The 26,449-nt window shown below is 65.9% G+C and carries 21 protein-coding genes; 10 read left to right on the top strand and 11 right to left on the bottom strand.

Features of this window, described 5'->3' with window-relative positions; translation table 11 throughout:
• Window positions 1-57: 57 nt before the first annotated feature.
• The 6 genes from ACP7B7_RS00940 to ACP7B7_RS00915 form a co-directional block, all read right to left on the bottom strand.
• Window positions 58-1,392 carry an ATP-binding protein gene (locus ACP7B7_RS00940; protein WP_426075607.1) on the bottom strand — a complete coding sequence of 445 codons (1,335 nt, stop codon included), beginning with the start codon at window positions 1,390-1,392 and terminating at the stop codon, window positions 58-60.
• A gap of 2 nt (window positions 1,393-1,394) precedes the next feature.
• Complete coding sequence (locus ACP7B7_RS00935; protein ID WP_183746146.1) at window positions 1,395-2,054, bottom strand: response regulator; 660 nt, start codon at window positions 2,052-2,054, stop codon at window positions 1,395-1,397.
• A 23-nt stretch (window positions 2,055-2,077) separates the two neighbouring features.
• Window positions 2,078-3,607: a Do family serine endopeptidase gene (locus tag ACP7B7_RS00930; protein WP_426075461.1), complete on the bottom strand. Its 1,530-nt coding sequence runs from the start codon at window positions 3,605-3,607 to the stop codon at window positions 2,078-2,080.
• A gap of 239 nt (window positions 3,608-3,846) precedes the next feature.
• Window positions 3,847-4,320: an Hsp20 family protein gene (locus ACP7B7_RS00925; RefSeq protein ID WP_426075460.1), complete on the bottom strand. Its 474-nt coding sequence runs from the start codon at window positions 4,318-4,320 to the stop codon at window positions 3,847-3,849.
• 156 nt (window positions 4,321-4,476) lie between these two features.
• Window positions 4,477-4,782, bottom strand: a complete 306-nt coding sequence (locus tag ACP7B7_RS00920; RefSeq protein WP_426075459.1) for a hypothetical protein — start codon at window positions 4,780-4,782, stop codon at window positions 4,477-4,479.
• Window positions 4,783-4,861: 79 nt separating this feature from the next.
• On the bottom strand, window positions 4,862-5,128 hold the full coding sequence (locus tag ACP7B7_RS00915) for a helix-turn-helix transcriptional regulator (RefSeq protein WP_426075458.1): 267 nt from the start codon (window positions 5,126-5,128) through the stop codon (window positions 4,862-4,864).
• Between the two features lie 176 nt (window positions 5,129-5,304).
• Here ACP7B7_RS00915 and ACP7B7_RS00910 point away from each other — a divergent pair, with 176 nt between their 5' ends.
• From ACP7B7_RS00910 to ACP7B7_RS00880, 7 genes are all read left to right on the top strand, one after another.
• A complete protein-coding gene (locus tag ACP7B7_RS00910; protein WP_426075457.1) occupies window positions 5,305-5,916 on the top strand; it encodes an RNA polymerase sigma factor in 612 nt (203 codons plus the stop codon).
• The gene (locus ACP7B7_RS00905) at window positions 5,913-6,410 is read left to right on the top strand and encodes a hypothetical protein (protein ID WP_426075456.1); all 498 of its coding nucleotides are present in this window, start codon (window positions 5,913-5,915) and stop codon (window positions 6,408-6,410) included. Before ACP7B7_RS00910 ends, ACP7B7_RS00905 begins: the two co-directional genes overlap by 4 nt.
• Complete coding sequence (locus ACP7B7_RS00900) at window positions 6,407-8,059, top strand: caspase family protein (RefSeq protein WP_426075455.1); 1,653 nt, start codon at window positions 6,407-6,409, stop codon at window positions 8,057-8,059. Before ACP7B7_RS00905 ends, ACP7B7_RS00900 begins: the two co-directional genes overlap by 4 nt.
• Window positions 8,056-11,280, top strand: a complete 3,225-nt coding sequence (locus ACP7B7_RS00895; RefSeq protein ID WP_426075454.1) for a CHAT domain-containing protein — start codon at window positions 8,056-8,058, stop codon at window positions 11,278-11,280. The genes ACP7B7_RS00900 and ACP7B7_RS00895 overlap by 4 nt, the downstream gene beginning before the upstream one ends.
• A 26-nt stretch (window positions 11,281-11,306) precedes the next feature.
• Window positions 11,307-13,178 carry a M61 family metallopeptidase gene (locus ACP7B7_RS00890; RefSeq protein WP_426075453.1) on the top strand — a complete coding sequence of 624 codons (1,872 nt, stop codon included), beginning with the start codon at window positions 11,307-11,309 and terminating at the stop codon, window positions 13,176-13,178.
• Between the two features lie 66 nt (window positions 13,179-13,244).
• Window positions 13,245-13,877 (top strand): glutathione S-transferase family protein, encoded by a 633-nt coding sequence (locus ACP7B7_RS00885; protein WP_426075452.1) that lies wholly within the window; start codon window positions 13,245-13,247, stop codon window positions 13,875-13,877.
• Between the two features lie 23 nt (window positions 13,878-13,900).
• Window positions 13,901-14,251 carry a hypothetical protein gene (locus ACP7B7_RS00880; RefSeq protein WP_065310711.1) on the top strand — a complete coding sequence of 117 codons (351 nt, stop codon included), beginning with the start codon at window positions 13,901-13,903 and terminating at the stop codon, window positions 14,249-14,251.
• A 51-nt stretch (window positions 14,252-14,302) separates the two neighbouring features.
• Here ACP7B7_RS00880 and ACP7B7_RS00875 read toward each other — a convergent pair whose 3' ends face one another.
• The 3 genes from ACP7B7_RS00875 to imuA form a co-directional block, all read right to left on the bottom strand.
• Complete coding sequence (locus ACP7B7_RS00875) at window positions 14,303-15,076, bottom strand: alpha/beta hydrolase family protein (RefSeq protein WP_426075451.1); 774 nt, start codon at window positions 15,074-15,076, stop codon at window positions 14,303-14,305.
• Between the two features lie 241 nt (window positions 15,077-15,317).
• Window positions 15,318-16,814 (bottom strand): Y-family DNA polymerase, encoded by a 1,497-nt coding sequence (locus ACP7B7_RS00870; RefSeq protein ID WP_426075450.1) that lies wholly within the window; start codon window positions 16,812-16,814, stop codon window positions 15,318-15,320.
• The gene (gene imuA / locus ACP7B7_RS00865; protein ID WP_426075449.1) at window positions 16,744-17,454 is read right to left on the bottom strand and encodes a translesion DNA synthesis-associated protein ImuA; all 711 of its coding nucleotides are present in this window, start codon (window positions 17,452-17,454) and stop codon (window positions 16,744-16,746) included. The genes ACP7B7_RS00870 and imuA overlap by 71 nt, the downstream gene beginning before the upstream one ends.
• Before the next feature lie 215 nt (window positions 17,455-17,669).
• On the opposite strand from imuA, the gene ACP7B7_RS00860 reads away from it, so the two are divergent.
• On the top strand, window positions 17,670-18,935 hold the full coding sequence (locus ACP7B7_RS00860; RefSeq protein ID WP_426075448.1) for a putative Na+/H+ antiporter: 1,266 nt from the start codon (window positions 17,670-17,672) through the stop codon (window positions 18,933-18,935).
• 3 nt (window positions 18,936-18,938) lie between these two features.
• Here the strand turns inward: ACP7B7_RS00860 and ACP7B7_RS00855 are convergent, their stop codons facing one another.
• Entirely contained in the window at window positions 18,939-20,084 is a 1,146-nt protein-coding gene (locus tag ACP7B7_RS00855; RefSeq protein WP_426075447.1) for an extracellular catalytic domain type 1 short-chain-length polyhydroxyalkanoate depolymerase, read from the bottom strand.
• Between the two features lie 180 nt (window positions 20,085-20,264).
• On the opposite strand from ACP7B7_RS00855, the gene ACP7B7_RS00850 reads away from it, so the two are divergent.
• Window positions 20,265-20,816, top strand: a complete 552-nt coding sequence (locus ACP7B7_RS00850) for a PRC-barrel domain-containing protein (RefSeq protein WP_426075446.1) — start codon at window positions 20,265-20,267, stop codon at window positions 20,814-20,816.
• A gap of 165 nt (window positions 20,817-20,981) precedes the next feature.
• On the opposite strand, the gene hrpA is transcribed toward ACP7B7_RS00850, so the two are convergent.
• Window positions 20,982-25,067, bottom strand: coding sequence for an ATP-dependent RNA helicase HrpA (hrpA, locus tag ACP7B7_RS00845; protein WP_426075445.1), 4,086 nt, complete (start codon window positions 25,065-25,067; stop codon window positions 20,982-20,984).
• A 56-nt stretch (window positions 25,068-25,123) separates the two neighbouring features.
• Here hrpA and argA point away from each other — a divergent pair, with 56 nt between their 5' ends.
• A complete protein-coding gene (gene argA / locus ACP7B7_RS00840; protein ID WP_308924978.1) occupies window positions 25,124-26,434 on the top strand; it encodes an amino-acid N-acetyltransferase in 1,311 nt (436 codons plus the stop codon).
• The last annotated feature ends 15 nt before the right edge of the window (window positions 26,435-26,449 follow it).

The following is a 26,449-nucleotide window of genomic DNA, read 5'->3' as shown; positions in this document are numbered from 1 at the left end:
AATATAGGCCTGCGCCGCGCACGTCAATGCAGCATGCCAAAGATTCGTAGCAAATCGCTATTTTTTCAGCGGCAGCGGAAACTCCACCCGCACGCACAGGCCGCCCAGCCGTTCGGAACTGTCCAGCACCAGGCGCGCGCCATGGCGCTCGGCGATCGCCTTGATGATGGCCAGGCCCAGGCCGCTGCCATTGGCGTCGGTGCCGGGCACGCGGTAGAAGCGGCTGAAGACGCGTTCGCGCTCTTCCTCGGGAATGCCGGGGCCGCTGTCTTCCACCGACAGGGTCACGCCGACCGGGGTCGAGCGCAGGTCGATATCGACCCTGCCGCCCTGCGGCGTGTACTTGATGGCGTTGTCGACCAGGTTGCGCAACAGGATGTTCAGGGCGTCGGCCTGGCCGGCGGCGCTGGCCGGGTCCATATGGTGCAGGCCCAGGTCGATCTTGCGCGCCTGCGCCACGCCGGCCATGTCGCCCAGCGCGCGCTTGACGACATCGTTCAGGTCGACCAGCTGCAGCTGGTCGCCGCTGGCCGCGCTGGCCTCCTGGCGTGCCAGCACCAGCAATTGCTCGACCAGCCGCGTGGCCCGTTCGATGCCGGCGCTGACACGCGAAATGGCCAGGCTGCGCTTGTCTTCCGACTCGGCCCGCTCCAGGCTCAGCACCTGCAGTTTCAGCGCCGCCAGCGGCGTGCGCAATTCATGCGCGGCGTCGGCGACAAAATGCTGCTGCGCGTCGAAGGCGGTTTTCACGCGATCGAACAACAGGTTCAATTCATGCACCAGCGGACGCACTTCGTCGGGCAAGCCGGACTCCGACACCGGCGACAGATCGTCGGCCTGGCGCGCCGCCACCTGCTTGCGCACGCGCGAGACGGGCGCCAGCGAACCGCTGACCACCCACCACACCACCAGCATCAATATCGGCGCCATCAGCGCGATCGGGCCGACGGTGCGCAGCGCCAGGCTGCCGGCCATGCGTTTGCGCACCGCCATGTCCTGCGCGATCTGCACGGTCTGGGAACTGGTCTGCACCGAGAAGATGCGGTAGGTGGTGCCGTTGGCTTTCACATTCGAGAAGCCCAGCACGGCGCGCTGCGGCAGTTCGGCGCGCGTAATCGAACGGAACACCTGCACCCCGTCCGGCGTCCAGACCTGCACCACCATGTCGTTATTGGCCGGATCGGCCGGCAAGGCTTCGGCGTGGTTGGCCAGCGGCGCGCCGGAACGCAGCGACAGCGCCATCTGCTGCATGTGATAGTCAAAGATCTGGTCGGCGTCGTACAGCGCGCTGCGGTAGGCGATCGAGGCCTGCGCCAGCGCCGCCATGATGATGGCGGCCAGCAGGAACCACAGCAAGCGGCCGCGCAGCGAGTGCGTCACGGTCACCTTCATTCTCATGCCTTGGGCACCATGTAGCCGAGTCCCCGCACGTTCTGGATCAATTCGCTGCCCAGCTTCTTGCGCAGGCCGTGGATATACACTTCGACGGCATTGCTGTTGACTTCATCCTTCCAGCTGTACAGCTTTTCTTCCAGCTGCGCGCGCGACAGCACGATGCCGGGCCGCGCGATCAGGGCTTCCAGCACCGCCCATTCGCGCGCCGACAGGTTGACCGGATGGCCTTCGGCGATCACTTCGCGCGTCAATGGATTGATCGACACGCCCTGGTGTTCGAACACCGGTTCCGGCCGGCCCGAAGCGCGCCGCAGCAAGGCGCGGATGCGCGCCAGCAGCTCGTCGAGGTCGTACGGTTTCAGCACGTAATCGTCGGCGCCCGCGTCCAGCCCGGCGATGCGCTGCTCGATGGCGTCGCGCGCGGTGGCCACCAGCACCGGTGTGTCGAGCTTGCGCAAGCGCATTGAGCGCAGCACTTCCAGGCCATCCTTGCGCGGCAGGCCCAGGTCCAGCAGCACCAGATCGTAGGTTTGCGTCTGCAGGGCCGTGTCGGCCATGTCGCCATCCTTGACCCAGTCCACCGCGTAGTGCTCGGCGCGCAGCAGGTCCAGCACCACTTCGCCGATCATTGTGTCGTCTTCTACCAGCAGCAAGCGCATGGTTGCCTCTCTTTGTTAATTACTTAGCCCAAGCGCACGGGAATAAAAATCTTGTCCGGTCCGCGCTGTATCAGCAAGGCCACCGACTTGGCCGATTTGTCGACCACGTCGCGTACCTGCTCGACGGTGTTGACGGGGCGGCCGTTGACCGACAATAACACGTCGCCCGGCTGCACCCCGGCATTGGCGGCGGCGCCACCGGCGTCTTCCACCAGCAGGCCGGCGCTGATGCCCGCCTCGCGCTTTTCATCCGATTGTAACGGACGCAGCGCCAGGCCCAGTTTCACCTTGCCGGCCGCGCCATGCTCGGGCGCCGCTTCGGCCACCTTGTCGGCCGCATTGCCCAGCGTGGCGGTGAGCGTCACGATCTTGCCGTCGCGCCAGACATCCAGGCTGACTTTGGCGCCTGGCAGGGCGATGCCCACCATGGCCGGCAAGTCGCCCGAGGCGATGATGCGCTCGCCATTCATCTTGCGGATCACGTCGCCCGATTTCAGGCCCGCCTTGTCGGCCGGGCTGCCGCGTTCCACATTCGCCACCAGCGCGCCTTCCGGCGTGGCCAGCTTGAACGAATCGGCAAAGCCCTGGTTTACTTCCTGCACCGTGACGCCCAGCTTGGCGTGGCTGGCCTTGCCGGTGGCGACGATCTGGTCCTTGATGCGGCCGGCCAGGTCGATCGGGATCGCGAACGACAGGCCCTGGAAGCCGCCCGTCTGGCTGTAGATCTGCGAATTGATGCCGACCACTTCGCCGCGCGTATTGAACAGCGGACCGCCCGAGTTGCCGGGGTTGACCGCCACGTCGGTCTGGATAAACGGCACGTTGCTGTCGTCGGGCAGGGAACGCCCCTTGGCGCTGACCACGCCGGCCGTCACCGTGCTGTCAAAGCCGTATGGCGAACCGATGGCCAGCACCCACTCGCCCACTTTCAGGTCGTTCGAATGCCCCAGCGGCACCACCGGCAGGTTGCTGGCATCGATTTTCAGCACCGCGATATCGGTCTTCGGATCGCTGCCCAGCACCTTGGCGCGGAACTCGCGGCGGTCGTTCAGCTTGACGGTCACTTCGCGCGCATCGCGCACCACGTGGGCGTTGGTCATGATGATGCCGTCCGGGCTGACGATAAAGCCGGAGCCGAGACCATGGGTCGGCACGTCGCGCCCGCCGCGCTGGCCGCCTTGCGGCCCCTGGAAGCGGCGGAAGAATTCAAGGAAGGGGTCGTTGCCGAAATCGTCGGCGCCGGCCTGGCCGGAGGTGTCGAGCGCCACCTTGGTACTGCCGGTAACGCTGATATTGACAACGGCCGGGCTGTTGCGCGCGGCGATCTGGCTGAAGTCGGGCAAGGCCACCAGCGGGCCAGGCGCGGCCGGGGCTGCGGCGGGCGCCACGGCCGCGGCCACCGGGGGGGCGGCCGTCGCGCCATTCGCGCCGGCATTGTTCTGATGCACCACCATCGCGCCGCCGGCACCGAGCACACCGATCGCGGCCAGCGCGGCTACGGTGCGTTTGATATTCAGCGATGGGCTGGTCGATTTGTGTTCTTGGCGTTCCATGGATTGCTCCTCATTCAATGAGACTTTGATGTATGCAATAGTGGGCCACCAGACTTAGGCGCTGCTTAACATTTTTCCATTGAGAAACAGGTGTGCTGTCCTTTTTCAGCCGTTTAAGCATCGTCTAATTCAGTCTTTCCAGGAGGCCTGGACGTGACACTGGCCGGATCAACCGGCCAGTATTTTACTGCATCAGAAGGATGGGGAATCCTTCCGTCCTGTCAGGCCAGGCTGAAGGCTCAGGCGGCCTGGCGCTGTTCCAGTGCGCTGACATTGTCGCCAACCACCTCGCCGCTGCCGGCGCCGATTTCGATCTTGCGCGGTTTCAGCGCTTCCGGCACTTCACGTACCAGTTCGATGGTCAGCATGCCGTTTTCAAACGTGGCGCCGGTGACCTTCACATGGTTGGCCAGCTGGAAGCGCTGTTCGAAATCGCGGGCGGCGATGCCACGGTGCAAAAAGGTGCGCTCGACGCCATCTTTCTGCTTGCGGCCCGTCACTTGCAGCGAGTCGCGTTCGGTGATGATGTCGATCTCGCCGCGCGAGAAACCGGCCAGCGCCATCACGATGCGGTATTTGTCTTCCGACACCAGTTCGATGTTATACGGAGGGTAGCTCGGCTGCGCATCGGCGCGCTGTTCGTTGAGCAATTGGGCCAGGCGGTCGAAGCCGATGGCGGAACGATACAGGGGAGCAAGGTCAAATGGTCGCATGATAAATATCCTTTTGAAGTTAAGCGATAAGAGGGGCGGACCTCACGATGAGCATCCGCCTGCTACCAATCTAAGGACGATCAAGCGCCCTTCAAGGCCTTGAAAAACGCGATTTTTGCCCCAGTGCCAAAAATAACTGATCCTGCCCCGCCCGCATCAACGGCAGGCGTAAGCCTTGCCGATCCACTCATTGGTCATGCTGGTGCCCTGTTGCGACCAGACCACATCGGTGGCCTTCAGCGCGACGGCCGCATTGATGGCCTTGGCCTTGGCGTTCTTGCTGCCGATGGATGAGCTCAGGCCCACGAAGATGGCGTCGGCGCCATTGACATTGCCCAGGAAACGGCAGCTTTTGACATTCTGCTCGCTCACTTCGCGGATGTTATTGGAGGTGACCGTGGTGCAGCCGGCCATCAAGGCGATGGTGGCCAGCAGGGCCGATTGTGTCAAACGTGTAAACATGAAAAACCTTTCTATGGATAAGTAAAACAGACGCAGCACACGGCCACGCCATGAGGAAAATGCCAGGGTGACCACTTCTTTAGGGGTCGCACAGCAATACGCCGGACAGTGCGGTGCGGTTGCTCACGCCCAGCTTCTGGTAAATCATGTGCAGCTGGTTGCGCACCGTGGCCGGTGATTTGTCGAGTGTGCGGGCGATCGTCTTGTAGGGCGTGCCATGCATGGCCATGGCGGCCACCGCCCGCTCGGCGGGCGTCAGGCGCTGCATGGCGCAGCCGCCATCTTGTAACATCGTGTCCTGCTGTCTCATGATCGAACCTCCCTTGCCGGTGACGGGGCCACGCATGCGACCCTTCACTGCCTTGTTCGCTGGCCGACACGCTCCGGTTCAATCTTTTTGCAGATTTTTTTTGAGCGCAGCGGACCGGCAATGCCGCGACAACCATCCGGGCAATGTTTCTTCAGTGCTATATAATCGCCAGCGGCCCGCCTGTCCCTGACCGCCCACCTTTTCCACTATCCATGAGCGCATTGCCCGTCAATCCCGCCGAACTGCTTGCCGCCATGGCAGCGGGCGACCAGCGCGCGCTCGATGCGCTGTACCGCGCCTGGTCGCCGCGCGTGCGCGTGTTTGCGCGGCTGCAGCTGGCCGGCTGCGGACTCGATGCGCATGCGATCGCCGACGAAGTCACGGTCGACGTGTTCCACGATGTATGGCGCGCGCCGATGCGCTACGACGGCCGGGTCGCCTTTGGCACCTGGCTGCTGACCCTGGCGCGCAACAAGGCGATCGACCAGATCCGCCGCCACGGCAAGCGCCAGGCGCGCGAAGAATCGATCGACCGCGATGGCTACGACCAGGCGCAGCTCGATGAACAGGAACACGACCCGGGGCCGCAGGCGCGGCACGAGAGCCATCAGCGGCGCCACGGCATCCTCGACTGCCTGCGGCGGCTGCGCAATCCCATGCAGCGCGAAAGCCTGACCCTGTGGGCCATCGATGACCTGTCGGTGGCCGATATCGCCCGCATCCAGCAGGCGCCGGCGGGCACCGTCAAGACGCGCTTGTTCCATGGCCGCCTCAATTTGCGCCAGTGCCTGGAGCGCTGGCTGGTACAGGAAGGCCCGGCATGACTGACCCCATCGATCCGGAAGATCAACGCCTGCGCGCCATGCTGCGCGAGGCGCTCGACGCCGAAGCGGCCGCCATGGATCCCGACGCGGGCCTGGCGCAATTGCACCAGCGCCTGCGGCCGCTTGCCTGGTGGCGCCGCCTGCGCTGGCCCACCTTCCCTACCCTGGCACCATGGGCAATCACGGCGCTGGCCAGCCTCTGCGTGGCGCAAGCCTGGATGCTGTGGCAGCCACACGATCCCGCCGATCAGTTGCAATGGCGCAGCCTGCCCGGCATGGAAGCGCAGGGTACGGCAACCCTGCGCGCGCGCTTCGCGCCCGGCGCCACCGTCGAGCAGATGAACACCGCATTGACACAGGCCGGTGCCAGCATCGTCGCCGGTCCGCTGGCCGACGGCAGCTATCTGCTGGACGCAGCCGACCCGCCGGCGGCGCTGCGCAGCCTGCAGGCGAACGGCGCCATCGTCGCCACCATCGAACTGCGCCATCCATGAAACGCACGCTGTGCTGGCTGATATGCCACTGCCTGGCCAGCGGCACGGCGCTGGCCGGCGAGCGCCATGCGCTGCTGGTCGGCGTGGGCGAACTGCCGGCCCTGCCGCGCGCCGCCTGGCTGGCCGGACCCGTCAGCGACGTGGCCGCCATGCGCGCCGCGCTGCGCCAGCAGGGCTTTGCCGAGCGCCATATCGCCAGCCTGGCCGATGGCGGAGAAGCCGATGCCGCGCCCACGCGCGCGGCCATCCTGGCGCGCCTGGCGCAGCTGGAAAAAACCCTGGGCAAGGATGACGTGCTGCTGCTGTACTGGTCCGGCCACAGCGTGCTGGCGCCCGCCTATCCCGGCGCCGTGGCGCAAAGCCGGCGTACCCGCCTGCTGACGCGCGACAGCCGCCTCGGCCCTTCAAAACAGCTGGACGGCGGCATCGGCAGCGCCGAACTGGGGCGCGCCATCGATGTGCTGTCCGCGCGCCAGGTGCAGGTGGTGGCCGTGTTCGATACCTGCCATGCGGCGGCCGGCACCCGCAGCGATGACGGTTTGACCTGGCGCGGCCTGTCGGCCGGCGAGATCGGCTGGCGCCAGGCCGCCAGCAAGGAAGCGGGAACGGGGCGGGAATCGGAGCGAAAATCGGAGCCGGCCCGCGCCCGTCCGCGCTTTGTCGGCTTTTTTGCCGCCGAAGCCCAGCAACGCACGCCCGAGGCGCGCGGCGTTGCCGTCCCCGGCCAGGCGGCGGGACTATTTACGCGCGCCGTGATCGCCGGCCTGCAGGCGCGGCCAGCCACCTATGCGGCCTGGGCCGGCAACGCCAGCGCGCAGTACCGCACGGCGCTGCAGTCCTATCAACTGCCCCGCTCCGCCTGGCCTTCGCCCGTATATGCGGGCTTGCTCGACGCGCCCTTGTGGCGTGCGGGCGACGCCGCCGACACCGCCCCCTTGTGGCCGGTGCAGCGCGACGCGCAGGGCTGGAAGCTGCCGCATGGCCTGCTTGACGGCGTGCGCAGCGGCGATCTGTTCGAGGCGGGCGGCGCACGCTGGCGCGCCGGTGAAGTGGGCTGGAACAGCTCCCGGCTACTATCGGACAGTCCGCAAACCCTGCCGAACACGAACTGGGCGCGCCGCACGCCGGCGCACACGCCACCGGGACGCATCGCCGCGCTGCTGGCGCTGCCGCCATCGCAGGGCGCGCCGTTGCTGGACGCGCGCATCGAACTGACCCTGCCGGGCCAGGCGCCGCGCCAGTTGCCGTTCGCCGATGGCGACCTGGGCACGCTGCCGGCCGGCACGCGCATCCGCATCAGCGTGGAAAACCGGAGTCCGGCATCGGTCGACCTGGGCCTGGCGCATTTGCCGCTGCACGGCGCCGCCACCGCCATCTACCCGGCGCTGGCGGGCGACAGCAACCGCATGCCGCCGGCCATCGGCAATGGCATCAGCGTTTTTGAACGCAGCTTTGCCGTCAGCGGCCCGGCCTATGGCGTGGAGTGGCTGGCACTGGTGGCCGCACCGGCCGCCAATGGCGCCCCGCCGCGCCGCTTCGCCATCCTGGAGGCACTGCCGGCAAGCACGCGCGGTGGCGCCATCCCTGCGCCAGCCGACACGCCCGAACAGGCCCAGCTGGCGCGCGTATCGTGGAAGTCGGTGCCATGAAGCGCCTGTTGCTCGCGCTGCTGCTGGCCTGCCCCATGACGGCGATCGCTGCGGACAGCTGCCGCGCCGCCATCGCGCCGTGGCTGGCGCAGGCCAACGATGCCAATGCGGCCGAGCGGCCGGCCGTGTCGCTGCCGCTGTTCCAGCGCGCCCTGGAAGCTTGCCGGCAAGCGGGCGACCAGGCCGGCGTGGCCAGCAGCCTGCTGGGCCTGGGCCAGAGCCTGCAGATGCTCAACCGCTACGCCGACAGCGAACAGGCGCTGCTCGAAGGCTGGGCCATCCGCCAGAAGCTAGGTGATGGCGATGGCGATCCGGGCCGCGAAGCCATGTACTACCCGAGCGAATTGATGTATCTGTACCGCCAGTGGAGCCGTTTCGAGCTGGCCTGGCAATGGGGCGATATCGCGCTGGCGGCCAAGGCGCGCCTGATCGGCAAGGACACGGTGTCGTATGGCACCAGCCTGTCGAATTTATCCGGCGTGGCGCTGCAGACCAAGGAATATGCGCGCGGCCTGCCGTATGCGCGGCAGGCGATGGACACCTGGGAACGCACCTCGGGCAAGAACAGCACCGACCACGCCTGGGGCATGCGCGACGTCGGCGTGCTGCTGCTGCGCATGGGGCGCATGCAGGAAGCCCGGGCCTACCTGGAGCGCGCCTACCGCATCCGCCTGGGCGCCTTCGGCGAAGACAGCACCGAGACGCAGACCAGCGTCAACGACCTGGCCAACTGGCATACCCTCGCCGGCAACGACCGGCAGGCGCTGTCGTTCGCCCAGCGCGCGCTGGCCAGCGCCGTGCGCAGAGCGGGGCCTGACTCGATGCAGGCCAGCGTGGCCCTGAGCCGTTTGAGCGGCATCCATTTGCGCCTGGGCGAAAGCGGCAAGGCGCTGCAGGAAGCCGAAGACGGCCTGCGCATCCGCCGCGCGCTGTTCGGCGACCGCCATGCGCATACCGTCAACGCCTGGCAGGATGTGGCGCAAGCGGCGCTGGCCGACAACCAGCTGGGGCGCGCCGAAGTGGCGGCCGGCGAGGCGCTGCGCCACTGCCGCGGCGTGCAGGGCGACACGGCCCCGGCCTGCGCCTTGCACCAGCTGACGCAGGGCGGCGCGCTGCTGGCGCTGGGCCAGTACCAGGACGCGCTGGACGCGGCGCAGGCGGCGGCGCGGCTGGCCATGTCGGGCGCACAGGCGCTGCCCGGCGACGAGGCCGAAGCGCTGCTCCTGGGTGCACAGGCGCAGATCGCGCTGGGCCGGCAAGCAGAAGCCGTCGCCATCCTGGGCGCACTCGAAGCGCGCCTGGCGCAAACGCCGCCCGCGTCAAGAGAGCTGCTGGACACGGTGCGCCAGGCACATCTGCTGGCGCGCGCTGAAGTGATCGATGCCGCCGGCCTGCCCGCGCTGGCCGGCGAGGCGTCAGCCATGGCGCGGCACCTGGCCGCCACGCGCGGCCTGTCGCATCCCGCTTGCGCGCAAGCCTTGCTGGACGCGGCCGGCCTGCAGGCGCGCGCGGGCGAACTGGCCACGGCCCGCGAGCAGGCGGCGCGCGCGCTGGCCATCGCGCTGGCCAATGACAACACGCTGTTTGAAGCGCGCGCCGCGGCGCAGCTGGGTGCGCTGGAAACCGATGGCGCCGCCATTTTCCTGGGCAAGCAAGCCGTCAATGCGCTGCAGACGGCGCGCAGCGCGACCGCCGGCTTGCCGGTCGCGCTGCGCCTGGGCTTTGTGCGGCAAAAGCGCGCCGCCTACGGCCAGCTGGCCGACCGCCTGCTCGACCAGCGCCGCCTGCATGAAGCGGAAACCGTGCTGGCGATGGTGCGCGAAGACGAGTTTCACAGCCTGGTGAGGAGCGGCGCCGACCCGCGCACCACGCGCCTGGACTACACGGGCGTGGAAAGCGCCTGGCAGCGCCAGCTCGCCGCCAGCGGTGCGGCCCTGCGCGCGGGCGCCCAGGCACTGGCCCAGGCGCGCGAACAGCAGGCGCAAAACGCGCCGCAGGCCGATGCCGCACTGGCGGCCGCGCAAGACTCGATGGCCAGCCTGGTCGATGCCGCAAGCCGGGCGCTGCTGGCGCTGCCATCGACGCCAACGGCCACCACCGTAAGCGACCTTGCCGCCGCCAGCATGCAAGCGGCGCCCTTGAAACGCGGCACCTTGCACCTGACTTACCTGGTGACGGGCCAGCGCCTGCGCATCGTCGCCCGCCGTGGCGGGCGTGCCGCGACCCATGTCTACAACGTCGCCATCGACGAGCGCGCACTGGCCCGGCATATCGCCCGCCTGCGGCGCAGCGCGCAAGACCCGGGCCTGGATGCCAAAGCCGAGGCGCAAGCGCTGTATGCGCTGCTGATCGCGCCGGCGCGCGCGGAACTGGCGGGCGCCACTGCGCTGTCGCTGTGGCTGGGCGGCGTGCTGCGCTACCTGCCGTTCGCCATGCTGCATGACGGGCGCCGCTGGCTGGTCGAACGGCTGCCCGTCTCGCTGCAGGCCAGCGCCGGCACAGGGGAACAGGCGCCGGCGCGCGCGCCATCGATGGCGCTGTTCGGCCAGACCGGCGCCAGCGGCGAACTGCCCGCGCTCCCCTTCGTGCGGCGCGAACTGCAGGCCGTCGACACCATTGAGCGGACGGCGCGCATTCCCAGCCGCCTGTATCTCGATGGCGATTTCACGCAAGCCGCGCTGCAACAGGCGCTGCCCGCCAACAGCAGCGTGCATATCGCCAGCCACTTCGTGCTGCGCTCGGGCGCCGGCCAGGATTCTTATCTGCTGCTGGGCGATGGCCAGAAACTGAGCCTGGCCGAACTGGGCGACAGCCGCTACCGCTTCGACGGCCTGGACCTGCTGACCCTGTCGGCTTGCGAGACGGCCGTACCGGCCGGCACCGACGACACGGGCCGCGAACTGGAAGGCCTGGCCTGGCTGGCGCGCCAGCGCGGCGCGCACAATGTGTTGGCCAGCCTGTGGCGCGTGTCGGACCAGTCGACCGCCACCCTGATGAGCGACTTTTATGCCGCCCTGGCGCAAGGCAAAAGCAAGCCGCAAGCCTTGCGCCAGGCGCAGCTGCGCCAGTTGCGGGCCGGCCGGCAAAGCGCCGCCATCCAAGCCAGGCGCGGCCTGGCGCGGCGCGGCCTGACACCGCTCGACATGGCCGCGCCTTCCCCTGCCGGGGCGTCGCGCGACCACCCTTTCTACTGGGCCGGCTTTATCCTGCTCGGCTCCTGATCTCTTTCTTTAATTACCTGCCATCCATGCCCTTTTCTCCCCGCCCCTTGTTTGCCCTGCTGTTCGCCACTGCCTGCCATGCGCAGGCCACCGCACCCATCGTGCTCAATGTCGACGCCAGCAACGTGGCGCAGCAGATTTTCCAGATCAAGGCGTCGATACCCGCCGCCCCCGGCGAGCTGACCCTGCTGTACCCGCAATGGATACCGGGCAACCACGGCCCCAGCGGCCCGCTCAATCAACTCGCCGGCCTGCGCCTGTCGGCCAATGGCCAGCCCCTGGAATGGCGGCGCGATCCGGTCAACATGTTCGCGTTCCACGTCACCGTGCCGGCCGGCGCATCGACCGTGGAAGCGCAGTACCAGTTCCTCTCGCCGGTCGAAGCGAACCAGGGCCGCATCACCATGACCCGTGACATGCTGGGCGTGCAGTGGCAGGCCATGACCCTGTATCCGGCAGGCAAGCCCACGCGCGAGATCAGCGTGCAGCCCAATCTGACCTTGCCGGCCGGCTGGCAGTTCGGCAGCGCGCTGGCCGTGCAAAGCCAGGCGGCCACGCCACAAGGCCAGCAGGTGGCGTTCAAGCCGCTGGACCTGGAAACCCTGGTCGACTCGCCCCTGTTCGCCGGCCGCCATTTCAAGCGCATCGACCTCGACCCGGGCGCCCGGTTCCCGGTGCACCTGAACCTGGTGGCCGACAGCGCCGACAGCCTGGAAGCGACGCCGGAACAGATCGCGCCGCACCGCGCGCTGATGCAGCAGGCGTATAAACTGTTCGCCTCGCGCCATTACCAACATTACGATTTCCTGCTGGCGCAAAGCGATGAATTCGGCGGCATCGGCCGCGAGCACCAGCAGTCGAGCGAGAACGGCGTCAAGCCCGGCTACTTCAGCGACTGGGACAAGACCGCGCCGGTGCGCGTGCTGCTGCCGCATGAACTGACGCACTCGTGGAACGGCAAGTTCCGCCGCCCGGCCGGCCAGGACACGCCGGACTTCAACACGCCGCTGCAAAACAGCCTGCTGTGGGTCTACGAAGGCCAGACCCAGTACTGGGGCAATGTGCTGGCGGCCCGTTCCGGCCTGGTCGACCCGGCCCACATGCGCGACCTGTTCGCCGCCACCGCCGCGCGCTACGACGTGGCGCCAGGGCGCAGCTGGCGCAGCATGGGCGACACCACCAACGATCCCATCATCAATGGCCGCCGCCCGCAGGGCTGGAGCAGCTGGCAGCGCGATGAGGATTACTACATGGAGGGCGCGCTGGTCTGGCTCGACGTCGACACCCTGATCCGCGAACTGTCGCGCGAGCGCCGTTCGCTGGACGATTTCGCGCGCGCCTTTTTTGGCGTCAACGACGGCAGCACCACGCCGCTGCCCTACACCTTCGAGGATGTGGTGGCGGCGCTCAACAAGGTGCAGCCCTACGACTGGGCCACCTTCCTGCGCAGCCGCGTGGAAGGCCACGGCCCCGGCGCGCCGCTCGATGGCCTGGCGCGCGCCGGCTGGAAGCTGGTCTACCGCGATACCCCCACGGCTTTCCTGAAGGCCGATGAAGAGCGTGCCAAAAGCACCGACCTGACGTATTCGCTGGGCGTGGTGATCGACAAGGATGGCAAGCTGGGCCGGCTGCTGTGGGACGGCCCCGCCTTCAAGGCCGGCTTGTCGGGCAACACGACCTTGCTGGCCGTCAATGGCACGGCCTACACGCCCAAGCTGCTGAAAGCGGCGATCAAGGCCGCCAGGGACGGCAGCGAGCCGATCAACTTGCTGGTGAAAAAGGGCAAGCAGTTCCAGACCGTGGCGCTCGACTATCACGGCGGCCTGAAATATCCGCAGCTGGAACGGATTCCCGGCACGCCGGATCGCCTGGGCACCATCCTGCAAGCGTTGAAATAAGGCTAACGCGCGCTGGCCGGCGCGGTGCCGTTTTAAGATGGCGCAGTATTCCACCAAGGAGAAATCATGATCACGCTCTACACCTGGACCACGCCCAACGGCCGCAAGCCCACCATCCTGCTCGAGGAATTGAGCATTCCCTACCGCATCGAGGCGGTGAATATCGGCGAGCGCCAGCAATTCACGGCGGAGTTCCTGGCCATTTCGCCCAACAACAAGATTCCCGCCATCGTCGACGAGGACGCCGAGGGCGGCGCGCTGCCGCTGTTTGAAAGCGCGGCCATCCTGATCTACCTGGCGGAAAAACACCAGCGTTTCCTGGCGCCGTCGGGCCCTGCCCGCTACAAGGCCCTGGAATGGCTGAGCTGGCAAATCGGCGGCCTGGGTCCGATGCTGGGCCAGCTGGGCTATTTCGAGCGCGCCGAGGAAAAATCGGAACAAGCGTTAAAACGTTTCCGCGAAGAAGCCGAAAGATTGCTCAACGTAATGGAAAAACAGCTGACCACCGCGCCCTATCTGGCCGGCAGCGAGTACACGATTGCCGATATCGCCGCCTACCCGTGGGTGCGCGCCGCCGAAGAACGCCTCAAGGGCGCGCTGGGCACGCAAATCGAAACGAGCCCGGCGCTGCAGCGCTGGCTGACACTGGTCGGCGAACGCCCGGCCGTGCAGCGCGGCATGGCCTTGCCCAAAGTCTGATTGATTTGGTGTATGCTGACACCATGAACAATGACACCGACATCCAGCTCAGCGGCCCTTTCAAGGCCACCGACGGCTCCGGCCGTGCCCACGACATCAAGGCCATCCGCATCTTCGACGAAGGCTACGGCATCATCGACGTGTATGTCGATTTTTCCGCCCCGCTCGAAGCGGGTGCTTATAAAGACAAGACCCTGGTCGGCCATATCCTGGCGCGCCTGCGCAGCCTCGGCTACGTCGGTCCCGACTTCGGCCATGGCGACCTGGGCCTGCAAGACAAGAAACTGATCGTGCTCGAAGCACCGGAAGAGTTTTCCGCTTTTGCTGCAAGTAAAGGCTGGAAAGATTTGTCCGCCGAATTCGACGACGAGTAAGTTTTTACCTCTCCACTACGCCGCACCCGCTATATGCCGGTGCGGCGTTTTTCATGGCGTTCCAGGCTGCGCCAGATAGCGCGCGCTCCAGGCCGCGATCACGTTGGCGACATAGGCCGCATCGTCGCGCCCCGTCAACAGATGGTCGGCGTCGTCGAGCGAGACAAAGCTTTTCGGGTGTTTCGCGGCCGTGAAAATATCCATCGCGTTCGACAGGCTGACGGTGGTGTCGTTCGGCGCATGCATCACCAGCAAGGCGCGGCGCAGGCCGGCGATGCATTCCTTCAGGCTGTGACTGCCCGCATCGTCGACGAATTGCTGGCGGATGCGAAACGGCCGCCCTTGCAGCTGCACCAGCGCTTCGCCATCAGCGGCGATCTGGTCCAGGTGGGCGCTGAACATGCGCGTCACGTAGGCGGGCGTGCTCGGTGCGGCCAGGGTCACCACGGCCGTGGCTTCCGGCACTTGCGCGGCGGCGGCCAGCACGGCCGCGCCACCCAGGCTATGACCGATCAGCAATTGCGGCGCAGCATGCTTTGCGCGCAAGAAATCGGCGGCGGCCACCAAATCATCGACGTTCGAGGAAAAATTGGTGGCGGCAAATTCACCTTCACTGGCACCCAGTCCCGTGAAGTCAAAGCGCAGCACGGCGATGCCGTGTTCGGTCAAGCCTTGCGCGATGCGCCGCGCGGCCAGCACATCCTTGCCGCAGGTAAAACAGTGGGCAAACAGCGCATGGGCGCGGATTGCGCCATCGGGCGCATCGAGCCGTGCCGCCAGCAGATGGCCATGCGCGCCGGGAAAGTCTTGCCGGGTGGATTTCATAGGTGCTCATCAAAGCTGCCGGACATGCCCGGCGATGGGGCATTGTAGCGCTACTGGAGCAAGCATGTTTTAACCACAAGCACGCCAGAAAAACGTGTTAAACCCCAGTCGCCCGCACAGGTTCCCCCGGGCCAAGCGGGCGCGTCTCCGCCCGTCATTTTTAAGCTTTCAGGCCTTGCTCTTTCCATGCACTGAACAGTTTAAAGGCATCAGGTTTCCCGAGGTTGAGGTGATATGCAATTCAACTGAACAAGCCATGCAAATACCAGCGTGGCGCTTCTTCCGCATTGCCTGCGACACGTTCGCGATAGACCCAGTAATGGGCGTGATCAAGTCCCTCGGCAATGAAATAATCGCGCGCCTGCGACTGGCCCCACCAGCCCGCTTCGATGCGTTCGGCCACCGACACCATCCTCAGGGGCGAACCATAAAACGGCCGGTGTTCGCGCATCAAGAGGGCGATCGGCTGGGCCAGCAGCCAGCCGGGCCGCGGCATGCCGGGCAGGCCGGGCGGCAAGTCGGGCACGGCGCTGTTGGCCGGCGCCCTGGACGGCAGCGGCAGCCAGCGGTTGGCCGCTTCGGGCCGGTAGTCGGCTTGCGGCACGGCCTGCAAGACATTCTCCACGCCCAGGCGCGCCACCAGCAATTCCATCAGGCGCTGGCGTTCCTGCGGCGTGCCGCCCGGCTCGGGAAACAGGCTGTCGCTGGGCGGCGCCATCGCCTGCACTTGCGGCGCGGACAAGCGCAAGCCGATCACGGGCGCGTCCAGCGTCACTTGCGCCAGCCGCTCGCGCAGCAAGCGCACCAGGTGCTCGTCGCGCCAGACGGCCTCGCCCAGCGCCAGCACCAGCACGGTGGGCGGCTTCGCCACCCTGCCCCGTTCATGGATCAGCAGCAATTCAATGCGTTCGACGGCCAGTTGATGCGCGCACAGCCAGCCCGTCATTTGCTGCAGCAGGCGGCGCGCGCCGAACAGCAGCGCGTCGGCGTGTTCGACCCGGTCGAACAATTCCAGCGAAGCACAAAAGCTGGGCGGCGCGGCCAGCCAGACGAACAATTCCGTGCTGTGGCCGTGGGCGTCGTCGAGCATGTCGAGCAAAGGCCGCCCGCAGCGGCGCTGCAGGCCGGGACGCGGCAAACGGCGCATTTGCCCCAGGGTCATGCAGCCGATGCCGTCGAACCAGTCGATAAAGGGACGCGCCGGCGGCAGCAAGGCGCAGGGCAGCCGGTCCAGGCGGCGCACCAGGCCGGCCATGCCCAGCGCGCGCCCCGATTTTGCGCCCGCCTTGGCAACGCCTTGCGCCAGCAGCCAGGCGCCGCGCGCCGTCGGCGCACACGACAGCACGGCCGTGTAGCCCAGCGCGCGCAAGCTGGCCTCGATGCTGCGGCACAGCGCGCGCACGCCGCCGAACAGGCGCAGGCTGGCGCCCGCGTCGACCAGCAAGGTCGCTTCCTCGGCCTGCGCCACCTGCGGCGAATATTGCAGCAGCGCCAGCGCCACTTCCTGCAGCGCCCGCGCTTCCCGTTCCAATGAGCGTTCATGCACGCGCGCCTGCGGCGCCAGCATCAGGGCGCCGGCGCGGCGCATGCCCGGCTTGATGCCGGCCGCGCGCGCCAGCGGCGACAGGGCAATCACTTGTTCGTGCTCGAGCACGACGCACGAGGTGTCAGCCGACCAGTTCGGCAAGAACACGTCGAGCGGGAGCCGGGGCAGGCAAAGGCCGATCCAGAGGCGCATGGCGCTGCAGTAAAGAAGGAGGTTGCAGGGGCAGGAACAGCGGCGCATCGCGCTGCGGTCCCCGGCGTTTGACAAAGCCGATATCGATGCCGCCGGCGGCCGGCCGCACCGACAGGCGCAGCGGCGCCGGCGACGCATCCTGCGCGCCATGCAGCGGGCGCAGCATGAAAAACAGGGTATTGCCGCCCTGCGCCGCCAGGTGCAGCCGGCGCAGGCTGTCGGCGCGTACCTGACTTTGCCAGAACAGCAGCGCGCCGCAACTGCCGCTGCGCAAGATGTTTTCCGCCGCCCACAAGGCATCCTTGCTGCTGGCGCTACGCAGCCACAGCAGTTGCGACGGATGCAAGCCTTGCGCGGCCAGCGCCAGCGCCTGTGGCGGATGGGGCGGCTGCAACAGCACGATGGGCAAGCCCTGCAATTGCGCCAGCGCCGGCGCCAGCAGCCGCAACTCGCCGCTGCCGGCCTGCTGCACCAGCAGGTCGACCAGGCTGCCCGTGGGCCAGCCGCCGCCCGGCAGCTGTGCCGACAAGGCGGCAAAGCCGGTGTCGACACAGCGCACGGCGCCCTGCCCCAGTTGCGAGGCGCGCCACAAGGACGGGTGCAAGGCTTCCGGCGAGGCCATCAGTTCGGAATGTTGCATGAAAGTATCCATGTAAAATACTGTATAAATATACAGTACTATTCACCAGCGATTTTGGCAAGGATTATCTGTCTGTCCATGCCCTCCACGCCGCTGCACGGGCCGCTTCGCGGTGCCGAAAAACACTATTATTGATCACGATTGCTGTACCATAAGCACTCTCCTTACCGGCCAGCCTGACAGCGCCGGTTTCTTATTCTTCAAGGACCTCCCATTTGACCACCATACAATTGATCAGCGCCGTCATCTTCGGCCTCGCCCTCGTCCACACCTTTGCCGCCAAGTCGTTTGAAGTGCTGGCCCACCGCCATCCGCGCCATGCCGGCGTGCTTCATCTGCTGGGCGAGGTGGAAGTCGTGTTCGGTTTCTGGGCGTTTATCCTGATCATCGCCATGGCCTTCGTTTCCGGCGGCGACGCGGCGATCAGCTATGCCGAGTCGCGCCATTACACGGAACCGCTGTTTGTCTTCGTCGTCATGGTGGTGGCCGCTTCGCGCCCCGTGCTCGACGCCGTGCAGCGCCTGCTCAAAGGCGTGGCGCGCGCCATGCCGCTGCGTACCGAGCTGGCGCTGGCCTGGCTGGGCCTGGCGCTGGTGCCGCTGACGGGGTCGCTGATCACCGAACCGGCCGCCATGACCCTGGCCGCGCTGATGCTGGCGCCGCAAATCTTTCGCCCCGGCATACCCGAATGGCTGAAATATGGCGCGCTGGGCGTGCTTTTCGTCAACGTCTCGATCGGCGGCACGCTGACCTCGTATGCGGCGCCGCCGGTGCTGATGGTGGCCACCACCTGGAACTGGGACAGCGCCTTTATGGCCAGCCATTTCGGCTGGAAGGCGGCGATTGCCGTGCTGGTCAACGCCACCGGCGCCTGCCTGCTGCTGCGCAAGTATTTGCACAGCAACACTTCCGACATCAAGCCGAAACCGGGCGATGTCGAATTGCCCAAAGTACCGCTGGCCATCAGCCTGGTGCACCTGGCCGTGCTGGCCGGCGTGGTGGCGCTGGCCCATCATCCGGTGCTGTTCCTGGGATTGTTCCTGTTCTTCCTCGGTTTCGTGCAGGCCTATGAACGCTATCAAAGCCCATTGATCCTGAAGGAGGGCTTGCTGGTCGGCTTCTTTTTGGCGGGGCTGGTGGTGCTGGGCGGCATGCAGCAATGGTGGTTGCAGCCGATAGTATCGAGCCTGAAACCGCTGGCGCTGTTCTTCGGCGCGCTGGGCCTGACGGCGATTACCGACAATGCCGCCCTGACCTATCTCGGCTCGCTGATCGTCGGCATGAGCGAGGAAGCGAAATACATGCTGATGGCGGGCGCGGTGGCCGGCGGCGGCCTGACCGTCATCGCCAATGCGCCGAATCCGGCCGGCGTGGCCCTGCTGCGGCGCGGCTTCAACAATGAGTCAATCGGCGCGCTGGGCCTGCTGGCCGGCGCCCTGCTGCCGACTGCCGTGGCGGCGCTGGCCTTCCTGGCGCTGTAGCTTCTACAAGCGCCGCTGGTGGCGCGCAAAAAAGTCCAGCAGCATCTTGCTGGCGTCCGGCCCCGCCTTGGCATTGAACGGCAGGCTGGCGTCGCCACCGCTCCAGGCGTGCTCCAGCTGCTCGATCTGCGCCACGCGCAGCAGCAACTCGCCACCCACCTGGTAGTCATGCAGGGCGTAGCCATGCGCGGGATTGCGGCCGCCCGTGGCGCCTGGCGGCCAGCGCTCGGCCGTCACCACGGTGTCGAACGGCATGCGGTTGATGCGTATGCTCTGGCGCACCAGTTGCGTCTGGTTAATGGGACGCACCACACTATCCTGCTGGCCCTGCAGCAAAATGGTCGGCAGGCGCGGAAACATGGGCTGGCGCGCCAGCACTTCATCAATGGCGCTGTCGACCCGGCTGGCCGCCCCATGCTGCATCACGTGCATGGCGCCGATCAGGCTGTGGCCGGCGCCAAACATGGGGCCCGAATGCAGGCCCACGGCGGCAAACAGCTGCGGATGGTTCAAGGCCACGATATGGGCCATGCCGGCGCCGGCGGAAATGCCGCAGATATAAATGCGCGAGCGGTCGATGGGATAGCGCGCCGCCACCTGGGCGATGGCGCCGACGATCAGACCGACGTCGCCGCCGCCCTCCTGGGTCAGCTTTTCATACCATTTCCAGCAGCGCCGCGCATGCGAGCGCAGCGACTGCTGCGGATACAGCACGGCATAGCCCTTGCGCTCGGCCAGGCGGTTCATGCGCGTGCCTTCGGCAAACTGGGTGGCGCTCTGTTCGCAGCCGTGCAACATCACCAGCAGGGGCCGGCCCCGGCTGCGCATGGCCACATTGGGTTCCTTGTCCGGCAGATACAGATAATACGGCAGGCGCCGGCCCGGCAACTGTCCCCGCTCCACCAGCGGCGCATACTGCGAGGCCAGCCATTTGCCCGGCGCCGGTGCGGCCCGCTTGCGCACGCGCGGCGGCGCCAGCGGATCGGGGCCGGCCGGCGCGGCTTTGGCCACCGGTTTGCGGCGGGGCTTGGAAGCGGGCTTGGCCGCAGGTGGACCGAACAGCACCTTGGCCAGCTTGGTGGCCGTACGCTGCTGCACCTTGCCGGCACGCAGCAAGCCGCGCAACCACGTGGTGGCGGGTTTAACCATGATTGCAGAGCCTCCTGATTGGACACCATAGAGTACCCCACTTGCCGCACGACACCGTACGATCCTGCACTTTTAAAAGTTCCCCTGACACAATTGAGATAGCTCAAGCGCCGCCAGGGCGCCATGCCTACTCTGGACGCTCACCGCGCACTTCCATCCCCTTTGACTGGAGAAAACACCATGAGCTATCTGGACCGCGACATGCTGGGCATGTACCGCAACGACACCGGACCCGGCCCCGCACTGATGGGCGCCGACACCCTGATCGGCGACGATGTCTACAACCACGACGACGAACAACTGGGCGACATCAAGGAAATCATGCTCGACATGCGCAGCGGCCGGATCGCCTATGCCGTGCTGTCCTTCGGCGGCGTACTGGGCCTGGGCGAAAAGCTGTTCGCCGTGCCGTGGGAAAAGCTGGCCCTGGACACCGTCAACAAGCGTTTCCTGCTGGACGTGGACAAGGAACAATTGAAAAGCGCCCCCGGCTTCGACAAGGACAACTGGCCCGACATGGCCAGCGAAGCGTGGAACGACCAGATGAACCAGTTCTACGGCACCAGCTCGCGCTATGGCACCGGCGACATGAACACCATGGGCAGCCTGGCCGGTAGCCGCATGCCCTCCGGCAGCGACCTGCGCGGCGGCGCCAGCGTGCAGTCCGGCACCGGCGGCAGCATGTCGGGATCGTCGATGAGCGACGATGATGAGATGAAACGGCGGAGTTGATGTTTTTATTGGCGCACCTTTTATCGGCGCACCCCTGGCGTCACGGCGTCTCCAGAAACCGTAGCGAGCAAGCTCAATATCGGGTTGAGTAGCGCAGCCGTACTCAAGTACGGTGAGCAACGCCGACCCGAGAGTGAGCTGCGCAGTAGGTTTATGGAGACGCCATCACCTCTGCATCGATTCCCAAACCTTTTGGAGGCGTTTGGCCGACACCGGCATCGGCGTCCTCAGCTCCTGCGCAAACAGCGACACGCGCAGTTCTTCCAGCATCCAGCGGAAATCGACCAGTTTCGGGTCGGTATTCTTGCCGGCCTGGCGGTCTTTCGCCTGGCGCAGATACGGCGCGGCGGCCGATTGCCATTCGGCCATGAGCTTGGTGTCGCGCGCGGGGTCGGCGCGCAGTTTTTCCAGCCGCACGTTGATCGCCTTCAAGTAGCGGGGGAAGTGCGACAGCTGGGTGTACTCGTTTTCGGTGAGAAAACGTTTGTGCACCAGGCCTTGCAGCTGGGCCTGGATATCGGTGGCGGCCGGCGCCGGAATATTCTGCAGGCGCTTGGGCAGTCCGTGGAATTCCGTCAGCACCTGCGACAGCAGGCGGGCGATTTCATTCACCAGGAGCACCAGGCGCGACTTGCCTTCCATCTGGCGCTTGGCGAACGAGGCGGCGTCCAGCGGCAGCGGGTCCTGCAGGCAGGCGATGTCGATCGCCTTGTTGATGATCTGCTCGCGCAATTCCTCTTGCGACCCCAGCGCCATGAACTGCATGCCCATCTGCTGCAGGCCCGGGATGCTTTTCTCGACGAACTTGATCTGCTCCTTCATCTGCAGCGCGAACAGCCGGCGCAGGCCGGTGCGGTGCGTGCGCGCCGCCACGGTCGGGTCGTCAAACACTTCCAGGTCGCAATGCGTGCCCTTGTCGACCAGCGCGGGGAAGCCGATCAGGGTCAGCTTGCCCTGCACGATTTCCAGCAGCTCGGGCAGTTCACCAAAGGTCCAGCCCGTCAAACCCATATGCTGGGCAACGCTATTGCCGGCTGGCGCAGCAGCCTTGGCCGGCGCCGCCTGCGATTGCAGGCGCGCCGCCACCTGGCTGCCCGCCACTTTCGCGCCCGGCGTGCCGGCACCCGACACGCCCGACACCTCGGCCAGCTTCTGGAAACTTTGGCGCGCCTGGCCGCCGAATTCCGCTTGCAGGGTGGCCAGGTTGCGGCCCATGTCGAGCTGGCGGCCATGCTCGTCAATCACCTTGAAATTCATGAAGTGATGGGCCGGCAGGGTTTCCGGCTTGAAGTCGGTGGTCAGCACATTGATGGTGATCTGCGTGCGGATGTCCAGAATGATGGCGTCGACCAGGTCGCCGCGGCCGAACACGCCCGCCTCATGCACGCGTTCGCAGAATTTCGCCGCATAGTCGGGCAGCGGCACGCAGTGGCGGCGCAGCTTTTGCGGCAGCGATTTGAGCAGCAGATGGACTTTTTCCTTCAGCATGCCCGGCACCAGCCATTCGCAGCGCTCGCGCGGCAACTGGTTCAGCGCATACAGCGGCACGCTTAAGGTGACGCCGTCGCGCAGGCTGCCCGGCTCGAAGTGGTAGGTCAGCCCCATTTCCAGGCCCGTCACCGACATGGTTTTCGGGAACAGGTCGGTCGTCACGCCGGCCGCCTCGTGGCGCATCAGCTCTTCGCGGTTCAGGTACAGCAGCTTCGGGTTCTCGCGCGTGGCTTCCTTGTGCCATTTCTCGAAACCGGCGCCATTGCACACGTCGGCCGGCAGCAGCTGGTCATAGAACGCGGCGATCAGTTCATCGTCGACCAGCACGTCCAGCCGGCGCGATTTGTGTTCGAGGTTTTCGATGTCCTTGATCAGCTTGTGGTTGTGCGCAAAGAACGGCGCGCGCGTGTCGAAGTCGCCGCCCACCAGCGCGTCGCGGATAAAGATTTCACGCGCTTCCGGCAGGTTGAAATTGCCGTAATTGATGCGGCGCTGGCTGTACACCACCAGGCCGTACAGCGTGGCCCGTTCCGATGCCGTGACCTGCGCCGAACGTTTTTCCCAGCGCGGCTCGCCCCACGATTTTTTCAGCAGGTGCACGCCGACTTTTTCCAGCCACTCGGGCTCGATCCTGGCCACGCAGCGCGCATACAATCGCGTGGTGTCGACCAGTTCGGCCGCCATGATCCACTTGCCCGGCTTTTTCAAGAGCGAGGAACCGGGCCAGATATGGAACTTGATGCCGCGCGCGCCCAGGTAGCCGGCGCCCGGCTCGTCCTCGCCCTTGAAGCCGATATTGCCCAGCAAACCGGTCAGCAAGGCCATATGCAGATTGTCATACGTGGCCGGCGCTTCGTTCAATCGCCAGCCCTGTTCCTTGACGATGGTCAGCAGCTGCGAATGGACGTCACGCCATTCGCGCAGGCGCATCTGCGACAGGAAATTCGTGCGGCAATTGTCCTGCAGCTGGCGGTTGGTTTTCTTGTGCTCGATGGCGGACTCGAACCAGCGCCAGATCTTCAGGTAGCTCAAAAACTCCGATTTTTCATCGGCAAACTTCTTGTGCGCTTCATCGGCCGCCTGCTGGTGCTCCATCGGGCGGTCGCGCGGGTCCTGCACCGACAGGGCGGAAGCGACGATCAAGACTTCCGTCAGACAGGCGTTGTCCAGCGCGGCAAGGATCATGCGGCCCACGCGCGGATCGAGCGGCAGCTTGGCCAGCTTGTTGCCCAGCGGCGTGAGCTGGTTGACCTCGTCGACGGCGCCCAGTTCCTGCAATAATTGATAACCGTCGGCGATCGCGCGCGCCAGCGGCGGCTCGATAAACGGGAAGGTTTCCACGTCCGTCAGGTGCAATGACTTCATGCGCAGGATAACGGCCGCCAGGGACGAGCGCAGGATTTCCGGCTCGGTGAATTTTGGACGCAGCAGATAGTCCTGCTCTTCGTACAGACGGATGCAGACGCCGTCGGCGACGCGGCCGCAACGGCCGGCGCGCTGGTTGGCGGCCGACTGCGCGATCGGCTCGACCTGCAACTGCTCCACTTTGTTGCGGTAGCTGTAGCGCTTCACACGCGCCAGGCCGGCGTCGACCACGTAGCGGATGCCGGGCACGGTCAGCGAGGTTTCCGCCACGTTGGTGGCCAGCACGATGCGGCGCGCATTGCTGGTTTTAAAAACGCGCTCCTGCTCCTCGGCCGACAGGCGGGCGAACAGCGGCAAGATTTCCACATGCGGCGGATGGTGCTTGCGCAGCGCTTCGGCGCAGTCGCGGATCTCGCGCTCGCCCGGCAGGAACACCAGCACGTCGCCCGAACCGATGCGGCACAGCTCTTCCACGCCATCGACCACGGCGTCCATCAGGTCGCGCTTTTCGCGCGCGGCGGCGGTGCGCTGGCCCGGTTTGTCGGGATTGGCCGCGCCCGGCATCGCCACCTGTTCGCGTTCCACGGGGCGGTAGCGCACTTCCACCTGGTACAGGCGGCCCGATACTTCGATCACCGGCGCCGGCTTTTCGGGCGTGCCGAAATGGCGCGCAAAGCGCTCGGCGTCGATGGTGGCCGAGGTGATGATGATTTTCAGGTCGGGCCGGCGCGGCAACAGCTGCTTCAGATAGCCGAGCAGGAAATCGATGTTCAGGCTGCGTTCGTGCGCTTCATCGATGATGATGGTGTCGTAGTTTTTCAGCAGCGGGTCGGTCTGCGTCTCGGCCAGCAGGATACCGTCCGTCATCAGCTTGACCGACGCGCCCTTCGTCAGGGTATCGGCAAAGCGCACTTTAAAACCGACGGTGACGCCGAGCGGTGTGCCCAGTTCCTGCGCGATGCGCTTGGCGGTCGACGAGGCGGCGATACGGCGCGGCTGGGTGTGGCCGATCAGGCCCTTCTGGCCGCGCCCCAGTTCCAGGCAGATCTTCGGCAGCTGGGTGGTCTTGCCGGAACCCGTTTCGCCCGAGACGATGATCACCTGGTTGTCCAGCAGGGCCTTGGCGATTTCGGCGCGCCGGCCCGACACCGGCAAGTCTTCCGGATAGGTGATGGGCGGCAGCGGATTGCGGAACGCTTTTTCCGCCTCGCGCGCGGCACGGGCGGCGTCACGCTGTTGCTGCTGTTGCTGCTTTTCTTCCGTACGCGGCTTTTGCGGCTTCTGTGGCCTTTGCTGGCCGACGGTCGGACGCTGGCGCGCAGCGCGATCAGGCGCATTCGCTGGCACATTTGCAACAGTGGAAGGAGGGGAAGACTTATCGCTGGCTGAAGACATTGTTTTTTACAGGTATTTTGAGCGCGCACATCGCGCAGCGAATTATAATGCGCTTAATGGAAAACCCTACCCAATTCGTCCAATGGCTGCGCTCCGTCGCGCCCTACATCCACGCCTTTCGCGGCAAGACCTTCGTGGTCGCCTTCCCCGGTGAACTCGTCAGCGCCGGGGCGCTGCAGGTGCTGGCCCATGATTTATCGCTGCTGCATGCGCTCGATATCAATGTGACCGTGGTCTATGGTTCGCGCCCGCAGGTGGCCGAACAGCTGGCCCTGCGTAACGTCGAAGGCCGCTTTCACAATGGCGTGCGGATTACCGACATCGCCGCGCTCGAATGCGCCAAGGAAGCGGCCGGCGAATTGCGCCTCGATATCGAGGCCGCGTTCAGCCAGGGCTTGCCGAACACGCCGATGTCGAACGCGGCGATCCGTATTATTTCAGGTAACTTCATCACGGCGCGCCCGCTGGGCGTGATCGATGGCGTGGACCTGGAACTGACCGGCATCACGCGCAAGGTCGACGCCGAAACCATCCACTCCATTCTCGGTTCCGACGGCCTGGTGCTGCTGTCGCCGCTGGGCTTTTCGCCGACCGGCGAAGCGTTCAACCTGACCATGGAAGACGTGGCCTGCAGCGCGGCGATCGCCCTGCATGCCGACAAACTGATCTTCATTACCGAAACGCCGATGATGGCGGACGCCACCGGCGTGGAAATCCGAGAGCTGTCCTCGCACCAGGCCGAAGCCGTGCTGATGGCGGGCTTTTTGCCGGACGCCACCGCGTTCTACCTGAAACACTGCGTCAAGGCCTGCCACAACGGCGTGGACCGCTCGCACATCGTGCCGTTCTCGATGGACGGCTCGGCCCTGCTGGAATTGTTTACCCACGATGGCGTGGGTACCATGATCAGCCATGAAAACCTGGAAAGCCTGCGCCAGGCCACCATCGAGGACGTGGGCGGCATCATCAAGCTGATCGAGCCGATGGAAGCGGACGGCACCCTGGTCAAGCGGGGCCGCGAGCTGATCGAACGCGAAATCGATTATTTCTCCGTCATCGAGCACGATGGCGTGATCTTCGGCTGCGCCGCGCTGTACCCGTTCCCGGCCGAGAAGATGGCGGAAATGGCCTGCCTGATCGTCAACCCCGAAGTGCAGACCCAGGGCGATGGCGAGCGCATCTTGAAGCACATGGAAAACCGCGCGCGCGCCGCCGGGCTGACCAAGCTGTTCGTGCTGACCACGCGCACTTCGCACTGGTTCAAGAAACGGGGCTTCCTGCCGGCCACCGTGGACGACCTGCCGAAGGACCGCCAGCATATGTATAACTGGCAGCGCAAGTCGCAGGTGTTGATCAAGACCTTGTAAATACCACCAGGAACA

Origin of the sequence: Janthinobacterium sp. PSPC3-1 (assembly GCF_049896105.1) — a bacterium.
Classification (GTDB): Bacteria; Pseudomonadota; Gammaproteobacteria; order Burkholderiales; family Burkholderiaceae_D; genus Janthinobacterium.
Note: the sequence above shows the minus strand (reverse complement) of the source record. Positions and strands in the feature narration are given on the sequence as shown.

Bases quoted from the DNA above. Each gene is read 5' to 3' on its own strand.
- ACP7B7_RS00940 (WP_426075607.1), bottom strand. From the start codon at position 1,392: ATGAAGGTGACCGTGACGCACTCGCTGCGCGGCCGCTTGCTGTGGTTC.
- ACP7B7_RS00935 (WP_183746146.1), bottom strand. From the start codon at position 2,054: ATGCGCTTGCTGCTGGTAGAAGACGACACAATGATCGGCGAAGTGGTG.
- ACP7B7_RS00930 (WP_426075461.1), bottom strand. From the start codon at position 3,607: ATGGAACGCCAAGAACACAAATCGACCAGCCCATCGCTGAATATCAAA.
- ACP7B7_RS00925 (WP_426075460.1), bottom strand. From the start codon at position 4,320: ATGCGACCATTTGACCTTGCTCCCCTGTATCGTTCCGCCATCGGCTTC.
- ACP7B7_RS00920 (WP_426075459.1), bottom strand. From the start codon at position 4,782: ATGTTTACACGTTTGACACAATCGGCCCTGCTGGCCACCATCGCCTTG.
- ACP7B7_RS00915 (WP_426075458.1), bottom strand. From the start codon at position 5,128: ATGCGTGGCCCCGTCACCGGCAAGGGAGGTTCGATCATGAGACAGCAG.
- ACP7B7_RS00910 (WP_426075457.1), top strand. From the start codon at position 5,305: ATGAGCGCATTGCCCGTCAATCCCGCCGAACTGCTTGCCGCCATGGCA.
- ACP7B7_RS00905 (WP_426075456.1), top strand. From the start codon at position 5,913: ATGACTGACCCCATCGATCCGGAAGATCAACGCCTGCGCGCCATGCTG.
- ACP7B7_RS00900 (WP_426075455.1), top strand. From the start codon at position 6,407: ATGAAACGCACGCTGTGCTGGCTGATATGCCACTGCCTGGCCAGCGGC.
- ACP7B7_RS00895 (WP_426075454.1), top strand. From the start codon at position 8,056: ATGAAGCGCCTGTTGCTCGCGCTGCTGCTGGCCTGCCCCATGACGGCG.
- ACP7B7_RS00890 (WP_426075453.1), top strand. From the start codon at position 11,307: ATGCCCTTTTCTCCCCGCCCCTTGTTTGCCCTGCTGTTCGCCACTGCC.
- ACP7B7_RS00885 (WP_426075452.1), top strand. From the start codon at position 13,245: ATGATCACGCTCTACACCTGGACCACGCCCAACGGCCGCAAGCCCACC.
- ACP7B7_RS00880 (WP_065310711.1), top strand. From the start codon at position 13,901: ATGAACAATGACACCGACATCCAGCTCAGCGGCCCTTTCAAGGCCACC.
- ACP7B7_RS00875 (WP_426075451.1), bottom strand. From the start codon at position 15,076: ATGAAATCCACCCGGCAAGACTTTCCCGGCGCGCATGGCCATCTGCTG.
- ACP7B7_RS00870 (WP_426075450.1), bottom strand. From the start codon at position 16,814: ATGCGCCTCTGGATCGGCCTTTGCCTGCCCCGGCTCCCGCTCGACGTG.
- imuA (WP_426075449.1), bottom strand. From the start codon at position 17,454: ATGCAACATTCCGAACTGATGGCCTCGCCGGAAGCCTTGCACCCGTCC.
- ACP7B7_RS00855 (WP_426075447.1), bottom strand. From the start codon at position 20,084: ATGGTTAAACCCGCCACCACGTGGTTGCGCGGCTTGCTGCGTGCCGGC.
- ACP7B7_RS00850 (WP_426075446.1), top strand. From the start codon at position 20,265: ATGAGCTATCTGGACCGCGACATGCTGGGCATGTACCGCAACGACACC.
- hrpA (WP_426075445.1), bottom strand. From the start codon at position 25,067: ATGTCTTCAGCCAGCGATAAGTCTTCCCCTCCTTCCACTGTTGCAAAT.
- argA (WP_308924978.1), top strand. From the start codon at position 25,124: ATGGAAAACCCTACCCAATTCGTCCAATGGCTGCGCTCCGTCGCGCCC.